This window comes from Desulfatiglans anilini DSM 4660 (assembly GCF_000422285.1).
In the GTDB taxonomy this organism is placed as follows: domain Bacteria; phylum Desulfobacterota; class DSM-4660; order Desulfatiglandales; family Desulfatiglandaceae; genus Desulfatiglans; species Desulfatiglans anilini.
Genome location: NZ_AULM01000013.1, coordinates 63,578 through 76,876, shown reverse-complemented (window position 1 = coordinate 76,876; position 13,299 = coordinate 63,578). Strand labels below are relative to the sequence as shown.

12 protein-coding genes are annotated in these 13,299 nt (G+C 61.6%); 8 read left to right on the top strand and 4 right to left on the bottom strand.

The genetic code is table 11. The features are described 5' to 3' along the window. Positions 1 to 13: 13 nt before the first annotated feature. Complete coding sequence (locus H567_RS0111235) at positions 14 to 208, top strand: twin-arginine translocase TatA/TatE family subunit (RefSeq protein ID WP_028321477.1); 195 nt, start codon at positions 14 to 16, stop codon at positions 206 to 208. A gap of 154 nt (positions 209 to 362) precedes the next feature. Here the strand turns inward: H567_RS0111235 and H567_RS0111230 are convergent, their stop codons facing one another. Next, a complete protein-coding gene (locus H567_RS0111230) occupies positions 363 to 785 on the bottom strand; it encodes a single-stranded DNA-binding protein (RefSeq protein ID WP_028321476.1) in 423 nt (140 codons plus the stop codon). 41 nt (positions 786 to 826) lie between these two features. On the opposite strand from H567_RS0111230, the gene H567_RS29315 reads away from it, so the two are divergent. The 4 genes from H567_RS29315 (at position 827) to H567_RS0111205 (ending at position 6,395) form a co-directional block, all read left to right on the top strand. Continuing rightward, a complete protein-coding gene (locus tag H567_RS29315; RefSeq protein ID WP_028321475.1) occupies positions 827 to 1,144 on the top strand; it encodes a hypothetical protein in 318 nt (105 codons plus the stop codon). A 286-nt stretch (positions 1,145 to 1,430) separates the two neighbouring features. Next, positions 1,431 to 3,083 (top strand): ribonuclease J, encoded by a 1,653-nt coding sequence (locus tag H567_RS0111215; RefSeq protein ID WP_028321473.1) that lies wholly within the window; start codon positions 1,431 to 1,433, stop codon positions 3,081 to 3,083. Between the two features lie 275 nt (positions 3,084 to 3,358). Continuing rightward, positions 3,359 to 5,557, top strand: coding sequence for a DNA translocase FtsK (locus H567_RS0111210; protein WP_244155464.1), 2,199 nt, complete (start codon positions 3,359 to 3,361; stop codon positions 5,555 to 5,557). A gap of 157 nt (positions 5,558 to 5,714) precedes the next feature. Next, the gene (locus tag H567_RS0111205; RefSeq protein WP_161626607.1) at positions 5,715 to 6,395 is read left to right on the top strand and encodes a LolA family protein; all 681 of its coding nucleotides are present in this window, start codon (positions 5,715 to 5,717) and stop codon (positions 6,393 to 6,395) included. A gap of 62 nt (positions 6,396 to 6,457) precedes the next feature. Here H567_RS0111205 and H567_RS27185 read toward each other — a convergent pair whose 3' ends face one another. The 3 genes from H567_RS27185 to H567_RS0111190 all read right to left on the bottom strand — a co-directional run bounded on the left by H567_RS27185 (position 6,458) and on the right by H567_RS0111190 (position 8,917). Next, entirely contained in the window at positions 6,458 to 7,657 is a 1,200-nt protein-coding gene (locus H567_RS27185) for a VWA domain-containing protein (RefSeq protein WP_051184742.1), read from the bottom strand. Then, positions 7,632 to 8,528: an AAA family ATPase gene (locus tag H567_RS24455; protein ID WP_035254125.1), complete on the bottom strand. Its 897-nt coding sequence runs from the start codon at positions 8,526 to 8,528 to the stop codon at positions 7,632 to 7,634. Before H567_RS24455 ends, H567_RS27185 begins: the two co-directional genes overlap by 26 nt. 140 nt (positions 8,529 to 8,668) lie before the next feature. After that, positions 8,669 to 8,917 carry a FeoB-associated Cys-rich membrane protein gene (locus H567_RS0111190; RefSeq protein ID WP_028321470.1) on the bottom strand — a complete coding sequence of 83 codons (249 nt, stop codon included), beginning with the start codon at positions 8,915 to 8,917 and terminating at the stop codon, positions 8,669 to 8,671. Between the two features lie 260 nt (positions 8,918 to 9,177). Here H567_RS0111190 and H567_RS24450 point away from each other — a divergent pair, with 260 nt between their 5' ends. The 3 genes from H567_RS24450 to H567_RS0111170 all read left to right on the top strand — a co-directional run bounded on the left by H567_RS24450 (position 9,178) and on the right by H567_RS0111170 (position 13,215). Next, entirely contained in the window at positions 9,178 to 10,410 is a 1,233-nt protein-coding gene (locus tag H567_RS24450) for a D-alanyl-D-alanine carboxypeptidase/D-alanyl-D-alanine-endopeptidase (RefSeq protein ID WP_051184741.1), read from the top strand. A gap of 183 nt (positions 10,411 to 10,593) precedes the next feature. Continuing rightward, a complete protein-coding gene (locus H567_RS0111180; RefSeq protein ID WP_028321469.1) occupies positions 10,594 to 11,040 on the top strand; it encodes a hypothetical protein in 447 nt (148 codons plus the stop codon). Positions 11,041 to 11,937: 897 nt separating this feature from the next. After that, positions 11,938 to 13,215 (top strand): ABC transporter substrate-binding protein, encoded by a 1,278-nt coding sequence (locus H567_RS0111170; RefSeq protein WP_028321468.1) that lies wholly within the window; start codon positions 11,938 to 11,940, stop codon positions 13,213 to 13,215. Positions 13,216 to 13,299: the final 84 nt, after the last annotated feature.

Sequence of the window (13,299 nt, the reverse complement as noted above, 5' to 3'; positions counted from 1 at the left end):
TGGAGGTCGCTGTATGTTTGGCATCGGCATGCCCGAACTGATCATCATCCTGATCATCATCCTGATCATCTTCGGGGCGGGAAAGCTCCCCGAGATCGGCAGCGGTATCGGCAAGGGGATCAAGAATTTCAAGAAGGCGACGCACGAAGCACAGGAAGAGATCGATGCCCCCGCGGATCAGGAGAAGGAAGACAAGGGCAAATCCTGAGGCCCATGGAGGGCGGCGGCATCCCCCGCACCCGCCGCCGCTGCGAAGAAGGAAGACAACGGCGAATCCTGATGCTCACGAGGGGTTTGCCCGGGGTTGAAGCAACGCCCATGCCGGGACGCGCGTCCGGGGATGGGCGTTGCTTGGTTGTGGTCTAGAACGGGATGTCGTCTTCGGGCATGGAACCGGGCGCCTCATCCGGGAACGGCGGTTTGTCCGGGGCGCTCGGGCGGCCTCCGCCGGCGGGAGAGTCGAGCATCTGCATGTTCTGGGCAACGATCTCAGTGGTGTAGCGTTTGTTGCCGTCGCGGTCTTCCCAGGATCGCGTCTGCAGTTTGCCTTCGATGTAGATCTGGCTGCCCTTTTTGAGATATTCCCCGCTGATTTCAGCGAGCCGGCGCCACAAGATGACACGATGCCACTCGGTCCTTTCCTGCCTTTCCCCGGTGTTCTTGTCTTTCCACTCGTCTGAGGTGGCCAGGCTCAAGGTGGCCACGGCATCACCGCCCGTCGTGTAGCGGATCTCAGGATCCCTTCCCAGTCGACCGACCAGAATGACTTTGTTGACTCCCGCCATACCACTCATCTCCTTGCGTCTAGGACTGCGGGTTGAGGTTGATGTCTGCGCTGCTCCGGTTCGAGAGGCAATGCAAGACAGGGGGGCTTTCCATGTTCGTGAACCGGCGGCTCGAGTTTCTTTCCGGTGCAAACGGTCAACTGCCTTTCGCCATGCCCGCGATCAGGATCACGGTCTGCCGCCGGGGAGCCATCCGGTCAGGGACCTCTTATACCACGGGATGCCCTCTCGATCAATCCCCCCTGGATGTCGATCCACGGATGCTGGACCGGGGGCGCGGAGGGATGATTTTAGCGAAATGCCCCAAAACCTTATCTTTTACCCGTTCCACTGAGGAGCGCAGCCGGTTCTTTGCTTGACTCAGGGGATGCAAAAGGGTAAGGTCCTGTTTATTTTATGAATAAAAGCATTTCCCGGCGGACTGGGCTTTTTTCTTCACACGCTTCGCGTGCGCCGTTCCACCCCTCCGGGGCGGGTCATGGTTTTTCCAATATCCAGGAAATCGAGTGTGCGCGCGGAGGCGACCTGCAGGCCGCCGCGCAAGCAGGCGCTTAGATTGGCGCCGGGACGGGTGAAAGAGACGATTTCGGGATGGAAACTGCGTGGGATGCCCTGCATGGTTTTCCCGCGGTTTGGAGGTCTGTTATGGTGAAGGTGATCCCTTTGGGGGGGTTGGGCGAGATCGGCTTGAACATGATGCTCTTCGAGGCCGATGAGACCATTCTGGTGGTGGACTGCGGCTTGATGTTCCCGGATGAGCATATGCCGGGGGTCGATCTGGTGATCCCCAGCTTCGCGTACCTCGAGGACAAGCGGGAGCGGGTCAAGGCGGTGATCCTGACGCATGGCCATGAGGACCACATCGGCGCCATGCCCTTCTTCCTCCGCGACTTCGAGGTCCCCGTCTACGGAACGCGTTTCACCCTCGCCCTCCTGGAGGAAAAGCTGAAGGAACATCACCTTCCGGGAAAGGTGGATCTCAGGGAGGTCCGGGCCGGAGATCTGACCGAGGTGCCCCCCTTCAAGGTCGAATATATCTCTGTCAGCCACAGCATTGTCGATGGTGTGGGGCTTGCCATTCAAACCCCGGAGGGATTGCTCATTCACTCGGGCGATTTCAGGATCGATCCGACCCCCGTCGACAGCCAGTTCACCGACCTGGTGCGTTTTGCGCACCATGGTGAAAGCGGGGTGCTCGCATTCTTTTCGGATTCCACCAATGCCGAGAAGGAGGGCTCTACGCTAAGCGAGCGGGAGGTGACCCGGACGATCGAGGAGATATTCCGTCAGGCGAAGGGAAGGATCATCGTTGCGGCCTTCGCATCGAACATCACCCGCATCCAGCAGGTGATCCTGCTTGCCCTGAAATACGGCCGCCGCATCGTATTCAACGGCAAGAGCATGACGACCAATGTCATGATCGCAAGAAGGCTCGGTTTCATCGACATGCCGGATGACCTCGAGATCAGCGAACGTCAGATCGCCCAGTTTGCTGACGACAAAATTACGGTGCTCACGACCGGCACGCAGGGGGAGCCCATGTCGGCCCTGGCGCGGATGGCGCAGGGCGCCCACCGCACGATCCAGATCAAACCGGGCGACACGGTGGTGCTCTCCTCGCGGTTCATCCCCGGAAACGAGCGGGCCATCACGAACATCATCAACCGCCTCTACCGGCTGGGGGCCGATGTCATCTACGAGAAGGTCTCCGAGATCCACACCTCCGGCCATGCCCGGCAGGAGGAACTGAAGACGATGTTGAGCCTCGTGAGGCCGCGCTATCTCGTGCCGGTCCACGGGGAATACCGCCACCTGATCAAACACGCCCGCCTGGCTGTGGAGATGGGGATGTCCCCCGAACAGACCCTGGTCGTCGAAGACGGCGCCGTCCTGGCCTGCAAGGGCGGACGGGTGGGTGTTCAGGGGCAGGTGGAGACCGGCCGCATCATGGTGGACGGCAAGGGCGTCGGAGACGTGGCCGAGATGGTGTTGAGAGACCGGAGGCGGCTGAGCGGCCACGGCATGGTGATCGTTCTGCTCGCGATCGACGCGCAGACCGGCGAGCCGGTCTACGGACCGGATATCCTTTCGCGCGGCTTCGTCCTGCAGGATCAGGGCGGCTACATCCTTCAGGAGGCCAGGGAACTGGTGCGCGAAGTCACCGAGGAACTGGCCGCATCCGCTCCGCCCGTCAACTGGAGTGATGTCGAAGAGGAGATCGAGAGGCGGCTCAGGCGCTTTTTCTACAAATCCATCGAGCGCAATCCTCTGGTGCTGCCGCTGATCATCTCCGTATGACGGCTCGCCGGACCTGGTTCCGGCGGTTTGGAAATCAGGGCGCGTATCGTTCAGGCCATTGACCCTGCCAGGCGTGCGGATGCTGCGGAATCCATCACTCGAACCACGGGCCGATAGACCGGCAGCATCCATGCAAACTGCCGCCCCCGCCTTTGAACAGGGCCTGCGGGCGCTCCGGCAAGACGGTTTCCCCGCAGCCGGTGTTGGGGGGGGAAAAACAGGAGCGGCGGTCGGGGGTTCTGAAAACCGATACGGAGCAAGAGGGGAAGCGGAACGTGAGAGCGAAAGATGCGACAGAGGCGAGACCGGCCGGGCGAACCTATTCCATCAAGAGCGAGATCAAAGGTCTCCTGCTTTCCTGCCTGACGGTTTTTTTGGGCGGGAGTCTGTTGAGCTACCACCCGCCGGATCCTCTTTTCTGGAATGTAACGGGTTTTTCGTGGAAGGCCGGCAATCTCTTCGGCACGGCAGGGGCGCACCTGGCCGGTTTTTGTCTGACCTTGGCAGGTTTTGCGGCCCTGTGGCTGGTGCTGCTGCTGGGGGTGTTTTCCATCCTGGCCTTCAAGCGCCGTCCGATGCCCCCTGCATGGAAGACCTCAGCGGCTGTCTCGGTGCTGATCGCCGCGACCGCCGTGCTGATGCACCTGCACTTCCCCGGCGGCGTCCTGGTCCGCGGTGCGACGGTCATGAGCGGGGGCTTGGCCGGCATGATGGGGGCGCGCCTGAGCATCCGGTTTTTCAATCCGACCGGCGCCTACATCCTGAGCCTGACGGTGTTTGTCGTCGCGTTCATGATCTCGACCCGTTTGTCGCTGGGCTGGCTGTGCGCCACCCTCTGGGCCGTCGTCATGCGGGCAGTCCGAAGGGTCTCGGAGGGGATCCTCAAACGCCGTGAACGCAGGACCCGCATCCGCAGGACGAAAACCGCGCACGAGCAGCTCAAGGCCCGGCGGAAGGTCACGATCGTGGATCCGCCGAAGCCCCCGAAAAAGGCCCCCGAGCAGGAGGTCTTCGCGTTCGTGCAGGCGGACGGCGGCTTCGCGCTCCCCCGCCTCGATCTGCTGAACGATCCGCCGGAGAGGCAGGATGCCCGGATCCAGAAAGAAAGCCTCGAAATGAACGCCCGGATGCTGGAAAAAAAGCTGGTGGATTTCGGGGTGGAGGGCGAGGTCGTGGAGATCCTGCCCGGGCCCGTGATTACGCTCTATGAGTACAAACCGGCGCCCGGCGTCAAGATCAGCAAGGTGGCCGGCCTTTCGGACGACCTGGCGCTCGCGCTGCGGGCCGCGAGCATCCGGATCGTGGCCCCGATCCCCGGCAAGGCCGCCATCGGGATCGAGATTCCCAATCATCAGCGCGAACTGGTGTGCCTGAAGGAGATCCTGTGGAGCGAGACCTTCAAGGAGACCCCCTACAAACTCCCGATCGCGCTCGGCAAGGACATCACCGGAGCGCCGGTGATCGCCGATCTCGCCAAGATGCCGCACCTGCTGGTCGCCGGGGCGACCGGCACGGGAAAGAGCGTGTCGATCAACACCATCGTCAACAGCCTGCTCTTCAAGATGATGCCGGAGACTGTCCGGTTTCTGATGATCGACCCGAAGCGGATCGAGCTGTCCGTCTACCAGGACATCCCGCACCTCCTCCACCCCGTCGTGACCCAGCCGAAGGAGGCTACGAAGGCTTTGCGGTGGGCGGTGCGGGAGATGGAGCGGCGGTACATGCTGCTTTCGGACCGAGGGGTCCGGAATATTCAGACTTACAACGCCAAAGTGCTGAAGGAAAAGGCCCCCCCGACTGAGGGCGAGGGGGCCGGCGAGGGCGCGTCGCAGGTGCTGCCCTACATCATCCTGGTCATCGACGAACTCGCCGACCTGATGATGGTCTCGTCGAAGGAGGTCGAGGACGCCATCGCCCGGCTGGCCCAGATGTCGCGGGCGGCCGGGATCCACCTGATCATCGCTACGCAGAGGCCGTCCGTGGATGTCCTGACCGGCGTCATCAAGGCCAACTTCCCGGCCCGGATCTCGTTCCAGGTCTCCTCCAAGGTGGACTCCCGGACGATCCTGGACCGCATGGGGGCCGAGACCCTCCTCGGGGACGGCGACATGCTGTTCCTGCCGCCCGGGGTGGGGCGTTTGACCCGCATCCACGGCGCCTACGTTTCGGAGGAGGAGGTTCAGCGGGTCACGGATTTCCTGCGGGGGCAGCGCAAGCCTCAGTATGATGAATCCGTCCTGGCGGAGGTGGCCCAGGATGAGGAGGCTGCCGAAGAGGATGCCGAACTCGACGAAAAATACGATGAAGCGGTCGCCCTGGTCCTGCAGACCGGCCAGGCCTCGATTTCCATGGTGCAACGGAGGCTCCGGGTCGGTTATAATCGTGCTGCCCGGATGATCGAGGCCATGGAGAAGCAGGGGATCGTCGGTCCGTCGGACGGCGTTCGTCCGCGTGAGGTTTACGGCGACCGTTAGACCGTGGCGCAGCCTCGGCACGGCCGGGGCAGAAGAGTGAACGGCTGTAAGGAGGGGATCTGGAGGTCCTTCTTCGACGTATAATGAAGATCGAGGCCGATGACGGCTGAAAGGACGGTTCCCGAAGGGGGACAAGGTGAGAAGGAGTATGACGGAGATGGTGAAACGATGGTTGGCTGTATGTCTGATGTTGATGGTGGCCATGCCGGGGGTTTCGGTGCTGGCTGAGGACGAACCGGAGCTGGGGGCCCTTTTCGACGGTATCCGCGAACGCTACGGGTCTCTTTCCGGGTTGACGATGCCCTACACCAGAGAGGTCGTCACGCGGTCGATGAGCATGCTGGGCACCAAGGGCGGCGGCGACACCGCCTCGGGAAGGATCTTTTTCAAAGCGCCCCATTTTCTGCGGATGGAACAGGCGAGCCCAAGGGTGGAACTCCTCGTGACGGACGGCGGGACGATCTGGTGGTACGTCCCGGATGAGCGGGTGGTGCACCGGCACTCGGCCGATCGGTTCGGCCAGGAGCTGCGGCTGTTGAACGATATCTTCCAGGGGCTTCTGACGGTGGAGGAGCGGTTTGCCGTTTCCTACGGCGGGACGGAGGGCGGATACGAGCAGATCGTTCTGCGGCCGGACCCGCCCTGGGAGGAGATCGATCATGTCTTGATCAGCGTTTCGCCCGATTACAGGATCCGCAAGGTGGCTATCCACAACATGCTCGGGAGTGTGACCACCTTCACCCTCGATGAACCCGAACCGAAGACATCTTTCCCGGAGGGTTTTTTCCGCTTCACGCCGCCCGAAGGCGTCCGTACGGTGGAAAACGGGGATCAATGACGAGCCTCGGCGCGGCGGCCGGCCCGGTGGATAGGAGCCGTTGCGCCGGCGGGGCCGGGTCGTCAGTGGACCATGACGCGTGAGAGGAGGTGCCCGACCTGGTTCAGGTCCTGTAGGCTCGTGGCCGGCATGAAGTGGTGGATGTAGGGCAGCGCCGCCTGCATCCCCCGGCAGACGGGCTGGTAGCCGGGGTCTCCGGCCAGCGGATTGAGCCAGATGACGGTGTAAGCCTTCCGGTGAAGGATCTTCATCTCCTTTTCGAGGAGGGTCTTGCCGCCGAGATCCCACCCGTCGCTCAGAATGAGGATGACCGTGCGCCGGTTCAGCATCCGCATGCCCTGCGTGGTGTTGAATTGGTGCAAGCTGTAGCCGATGCGGGTCCCCCCGGACCATTCGGGCATCTCTTCCGACATGCGCTGGATCGCCTTTTCGATGCTCAGGTGCTTGACAACGAAGGTGATCGACTGCAGCACCGTGGAAAAGACGAACACCTCGGCCTTGGAGCCGATCCCGCGCAGACCGAGCAGAAAGGGCATGATGAAACGGGCGTATTTGTCCATCGACCCGCTCACGTCGGCCAGGATGACGAGCCGCTTGAGGCGCTGCTTCTTGCGGCGGAAGAAGAGCTCGACCGGCATCCCTTCGTATTTGAGGCTTCGGCGCATGATCCGCCTGAAGTCCAGCCTGCCGTGCTTCGGGGCGGCTTTGGGCCTGCGGGTCCGCTCGATCCGGAAGGGCTCCATCAGCCGTTTGAGGGCCAGCCTCGCCACCGGGATCTCCGTCTGCTCGAAACGCGACAGGTCCTTCTTGCCGATCTTGGAGATCGGACTGTAGGTCCGCCCTTCCATCCACTCCTGAGAAGGCTCCGGCTTCCTCGATTTCACGACCTTTTCGGCCGGCAGGTCCTGCTCGGGTTGATCCGGGGGCGACGAGCCGTCTACGCCCTCGTCCCGTGCGCCGTGCGCCGGCGCCGGCTCCGGCGGGGGTGCCTCGTCGGCCTCGATGTCCTGCCAGAACCGGTCGAAGAGTTCTCCGAACTGGCTCCACTCGAGTTGATTGGTGCAGAGATTGGTCCGCAGGGCGGCCGCGAAAACGTCCCTGTCCAGGCTCAGGCAGCCGATGCTCCGCAGCGCATCGTGAACGCTGCTCTGAAACATGCGAAACCCCTCCCCCCGCAGAAAATCCGCGAAGTGGACGACCCTGCCGGCCAGGCCGGGGGGGATCCCGCATCCGGGATCAGAGGAACGCGGCCGCCTGCTCATGGCTCGTCCAGATCTCTTCCCGAAAGCGCTTGAGGTCTTCCTGGTACTTGAGGATGCAGCCCAGGGTCTCGAGGACGACCGCTTCGTCGAGATAGTCCTTGTGGAGGGCGAGGAGGGCCTGGGCCCAGTCGAGCGTCTCGGAGATCCCCGGTTTCTTCAGGAGATCGACCTGCCGGATCCGCTGCATGAAGCGGGTGATCTGCTCCGCGAAACGGGATTCGATGTCCGGCACCTTGGCCATGATGATGGCGTATTCCTTCTCGAAGGAGGGGTAGTCGATCCAGTGGTAGAGGCAGCGCCTCTTGAGCGCATCGTGGACGTCGCGGGTCCGGTTGGATGTGACGATGACCATCGGGCGCTTACGGGCCTTGATAGTCCCCATCTCCGGGATCGTAATCTGGAAGTCCGAGAGGATTTCCAGCAGAAAGGCCTCGAACTCTTCATCCGACCGGTCGATTTCGTCGATGAGGAGGACGGGCGGGTTTTCGTCCGAGCGGAGGATGGCCTCCAGCAGGGGGCGTTTGATCAGGAATTTAAGGCTGTAGATCGCCTGCTCGATCTCCTCGGGGTTGCTGCTGCCTTCCTGCTGAAGCCGGATGTGCATGAGCTGTTTGGGATAGTCCCACTCGTAGAGGGAGGTGGCGGCGTCCAGGCCTTCATAGCATTGGAGGCGGATCAGATCGGTCTGAAAGAGGCGCGCCATGACGACGGCGACCTCCGTTTTCCCCACCCCCGGCTCCCCCTCGAGGAAGATGGGCTTTTCGAGGCGGTGCGCGAGATACAGGACGGTGGCGAGGGCGCGGTCTGCGATGTATTGGGCTTTGCCGAGTTCTTGTACTACCTGGTCGATATCCTCGAATCGGTCGATCAAGACAGGTTCCTCCTGACGGGCGATGCGTGTGAAATGGCCTCTCTCAGAGGCGATGCATGAAGCACAGGCTGCGGCGGGCCGGGCTTTGACCGGACGCCTGTGCAGATGCAGGAATGGCCTATCAGGGAGGGGGACAAAAGTCAACCCCCTTCGGTGTCCCGATTCGGGCCGGGATTGCTGAGGGGGCATCCCTGCCCGCTGCATCCGCACGAGGCACAGGGATCTTTCCGCGAAAAACGCCGGTAGATGTGCCGCACCACATACAGGGCCGCAAGACCCACCAGCACCCAGACGATGACGGTTTCCAGCATATCGAATATCCCTCCTGTCCCGTTGTTGCCCCGGATGGCTCGTGAACCAGCGGCCATCCGGAAAGGATGATCCGGCATGAGCCGGTTTCCAAATGAGTTTCCATCCGGAAATGATCTTTTATAACCCTCCCGGCGCCAATCTGCACGTCTGCCCCTGAGGCGAGCTGCAGGTCGTCGCACAAGCAGATGTGCAGATTGACGCCGGGGTCGACAAGCAAGATTATTTTGATATTATTTAAAATTATGGCTTTTGGACATTTTTTCAAGGCCCGCGGCTGTTTCATTGCTTGACCAAATGGAATAATAACCACAAAATACGCGCCGGGAGGGTGGTGCGAATGGGAATGGGGAAGGATCCTCAAAGGCGGGTGCGGGCGGCGGCTCAGCGCATCTGCATCATGATGGGGTCGGTTCTGCTCTGGGGGGTCTCGCCGGTTGCAGCGGCTGGCGCCGCCGGGTCGGGGTGCCTGGGTGCGCTCCAGGGCCGGGAGGCGGTGCTCGTGAGCGCACCGTCCGGCCGGGCGGTCCTGGCGCGGAACGAATCCCTCGGCTGTGTGCCGGCCTCGACCTTGAAGATCCTGACGGCCTTCGCGGCCATCCACGAAATGGGGCTGGATTACCGATTCCCGACCGACATCTTTCTCGACCCGTCCAGAAACCTGATCGTCAAGGGCTGGGGGGATCCGCTTCTGACCTCCGAGTCCCTCGCGGACCTCGCCCACCGGTTGTCCGGCAGGGTATCCAGCTTCAACGATCTCGTGCTGGACGATACCTACTTCGATCAGGACATCCGCATCTGCGGACGCGGCGCGTCCACGAACCCGTATGATGCGCCCGTCGGGGCCTTGTGCGCCAACTTCAACACGGTCTGCGTCACGCGGGACCGCCGGGGCCGGCTGGTTTCAGCCGAGCCGGAAACGCCCCTCATCCCCTTTGCCTGCGAGAAGGTCCGCGCGCTCGGTGTTCGTGAGGGGCGTGTGACCTTCACCCATGAGAGGGCCGAGGCGACGTTTTACGCCGGACATCTGCTCCGGCACTTTCTCGAGAAGGAGGGGTGCCGTATGCAGGGGGAGGTTCGCAGGGGGGCTGTTCCGGCCGATGCCGAACGGGTTCTGCGCTTCGAATCGGCTTTCACCCTCGAGACGGTTCTCGAGCGCATGCTCGAATTCTCCAACAATTTCGTGGCCAACCAGGTCTTCATCGCCATGGGGGCGCGGCGGTACGGGGCGCCCGGCACGGTGTCGAAAGGGGTGCGCGTCATGGAGGATATCGCCTTGAACGTGCTTGATCTGGACGGCATCCGGATTGCCGAAGGCTCGGGGCTTTCAAGGGAAAATAGGCTGAGCCCGCTTCAGATGATCCGCATCCTCGAGGCCTTTAGCCCCTATCGGGAGTTGCTGCGGAAGAAGCCCGGCATGCTATTCAAGACCGGGACCCTGAGCGGCGTCAAGAACCTTGCGGGGTATCTGGAGGGGCAGAGCGGAGTCTCTTACTCGTTCGCGGTCTTTCTGGGCCCGAGCGGCGCGCAGCTCGACGGGCTTATGGACTGCATCCGCCTGGGGTTGCCTTAGGGTGGCCGGGCTGTTTCCCATCCGGAAACGGGGATGTTTCTTGATCGGCTTCGCCGCGCGACCCCACCCCTTCGAAGCCTGTCCCGGTTTCATCCATATCGAGTAAACGTGCAGATGAACGCCGAGGTGGACGAGAAGGTCCATTTCCGGACGGAAACACTAAAGACAGGAGTGTATTGTACCATGCGACATTCGCTTTCATCCTTGGTCGGGGCGATTCTGCTGGTGGCGGCTGTTCCCCTGTGCGCCTTCGCGCAGTCGGAATCGGGGTTGCAGACGGGCGTGGTCTGCGTGCAGGGAAAGGTCTTTTATCGCTCTCCCATAGATGCCGGTCTGGTTCCCTATCCTGAGGTCACGGTTTCGGCCTGGCGGCACGGCACGGAGGAAGGGCTCGGAGAGACGAAAACAGGCGCGGACGGGGCATACCGTATCGATCTGCCGGTGCAGGACGACGGGCGGGTGGATCTGCGTGTCTGGGGTGTCCAGCGCATCGGCGGCACGGGGTTTTACTGCAGGGGGGCGGCCGAAGATGTTTCTTTCGGAGGAGTGCCGCCTAAGAGCGAAAGCGGCTGCATCGAAGTGGATATCGTCACTGAGTGCGAGGACAAGGTGCCCCACCGTTTCCGGTGAACGTGCCGGCTGGGGAAGATATCCTGCCTGTCCGTTTCTCGATGCGGGGGATGCGCTGTGCGGTTGAAGGACTTCGATGCGCTCTGCTGTTTCGGTTCTTGGAGTCTTCTCTTATGTCGGAAATTTACTTTGCTTCAACAAGGCCTCGAATCTGGGGATAAAAGCGTATTCATCGCCTGTTTTTTCGGGCGTGGTGCGTGGGCCGATGACGGCGGCATTTGTTTTTTAGTGGATACCCAGCGGAAATTGCTGGCAAGCATGGTCGAGTTTTCCATGCGGAGATGAGGGTTCTTTACTAATATCAAGAAAATCAAGCTGTTGCGTTGGGGCGACCTGCAGGTCGCCGCACAAGCAGCCGTGCAGATTGCCGCCGAGATTGGCCCATAAGTCCATTTCCGTAAGGAAACTCATTGACAGATATGTAAAACACTCTTTATAGTGTGCCCTGTGCTTCTGGCACAATCATCTAGATCGTCTCCTTTCAATCTGACTATTCTAACCTGCGCCCGTCCAAGGGCGATTGGTGCATATGCGAGTGTTTCCACCGGGGAAGACGCGTTTTCCTGCGGAGTTGGACAGAGATCCAATCTGAGCGGGTGCGTATTGTGTGCGAGTCAGCGCGCAGCAGCACCGGCAGATTGAGGCCAACGTGGGTGTGAAACAGGGTCGCTCTCTTGTGAGAGCGCGGCGCCCCTTCATTCAAGAACAGTACGCTCGGTCAACTACTTCGATTGATTCCATACTTGATCCGAAAGATTGACATTCTTCAACCTTCTGAAACCGAACAATTCGTTCAACGTTATATGCTGGTCCCGTCGAGAACCGGTGCAAGGTCAGCTCCTGTTTTGTAGCGTGGTCTTTTGTTCACCTGGTAACTTCAAACGATGGAGGCACGGTATGAAGAAGAGTGGTTGGGGTGTTTGGATCGTCCTGGTAGCGGCTTTTTTGATGCTGGCCCCAAGTGGACGTGCGGTGGCTGCAGAACCCATCATCATCGGTTGTCCGTTGCCGACCGCCTTCCTCTATGGCTGGGATGCGGAGCGCGGCGTGCGCTTGGCGGTCGATGAGATCAACGCCCAGGGCGGAGTCGATGTCGGCGGCGAAAAACGAATGTTGAAGGTGGAGTTGATCGACACACGGGATCTCGAGCCCGGCGTGCCGGTGAGCGAGGCCCTGCTCGCCGTCGAGAAGCTGATCCTCGAGAAGAAGGCCGACTTCATCGTCGGCGGTCCTGTCCGCTCGGAAGCGGCGCTGGCGGCCATGCCGCTCCTTTCCAAGCATCAGAAGGTCTCGATCGTCACCAGCGGCGTCCTCAGTCCCAAGTACCACGCCATGGTGGCGCAGGACTACGACAAGTACAAGTACTGCTTCAGGATCCATGGGGAGGCCAAGCAGCTCGTGACCGAGATCATGGACTGTCTCGAGCACATCAAGGGCACCTTCGGCCTGAACAATCTCTTCATCATGGTGCAGGACGTGGCCCATGCGCGGGCGGCGGGCAAGATCCTCGGCGACATCGCCCTGAAGAAGGGGTGGACGGTCTCCGGCACGGAGATCTTCCCGACCGGCACGGGGGACTTCTCCATGGGGCTTATCAAGGCCCAGAAGGCCGGCGCGCAGGTCCTGAGCCTGTGGATGGACATGCCCGAGAGCTCCATTCTCCTCAAGCAGTGGTATGACATGCAGCTCCCGGCCCTGCCGTTCGGGTCGACCCTGGCGGCGGCCGAGCAGCCCGGGTTCTGGAAGGCCACCGAAGGGAAGGGGGCCTACTGCCTCGCGAATGTGGTCAACGCCGGAAACGCCCCGAGCAACGCCACCCCCTGGACCATGAAATTCTATGACGCCTACACCGAGAAGTGGGGGATCGAACCCGAAGGGCTCGGGTCCTCCAGCAGCTACATGGCGATCTACACCCTGAAGGATGCGATCGAACGGGCGGGAACGCTCGAGAGCGGCGCCGTGATCACGGCGCTCGAGCAGACCGATCTGATGGGTGTTTACGGCCGCGTGCGCTTCGACCCGAAGAGCCATCAGGTGATCCCTTCTTACGACCCGCAGGAAGGCGCGGTCGGGAGCATCTTTCAGTGGCAGGACGGCAAGCGCGTGGTGGTCTTCCCCGAGTCGATCGCCATGGGCAAGATCATCCTGCCGCCGTGGATGAAGATGAAGCAGTAGCGGTTCCGTCGACGGCTTTTCATGCCGGGCCGCCCGCCGGAACACGCGCCGGCCGGCCCGGCCCGAACCAATGGAGGGCATTCG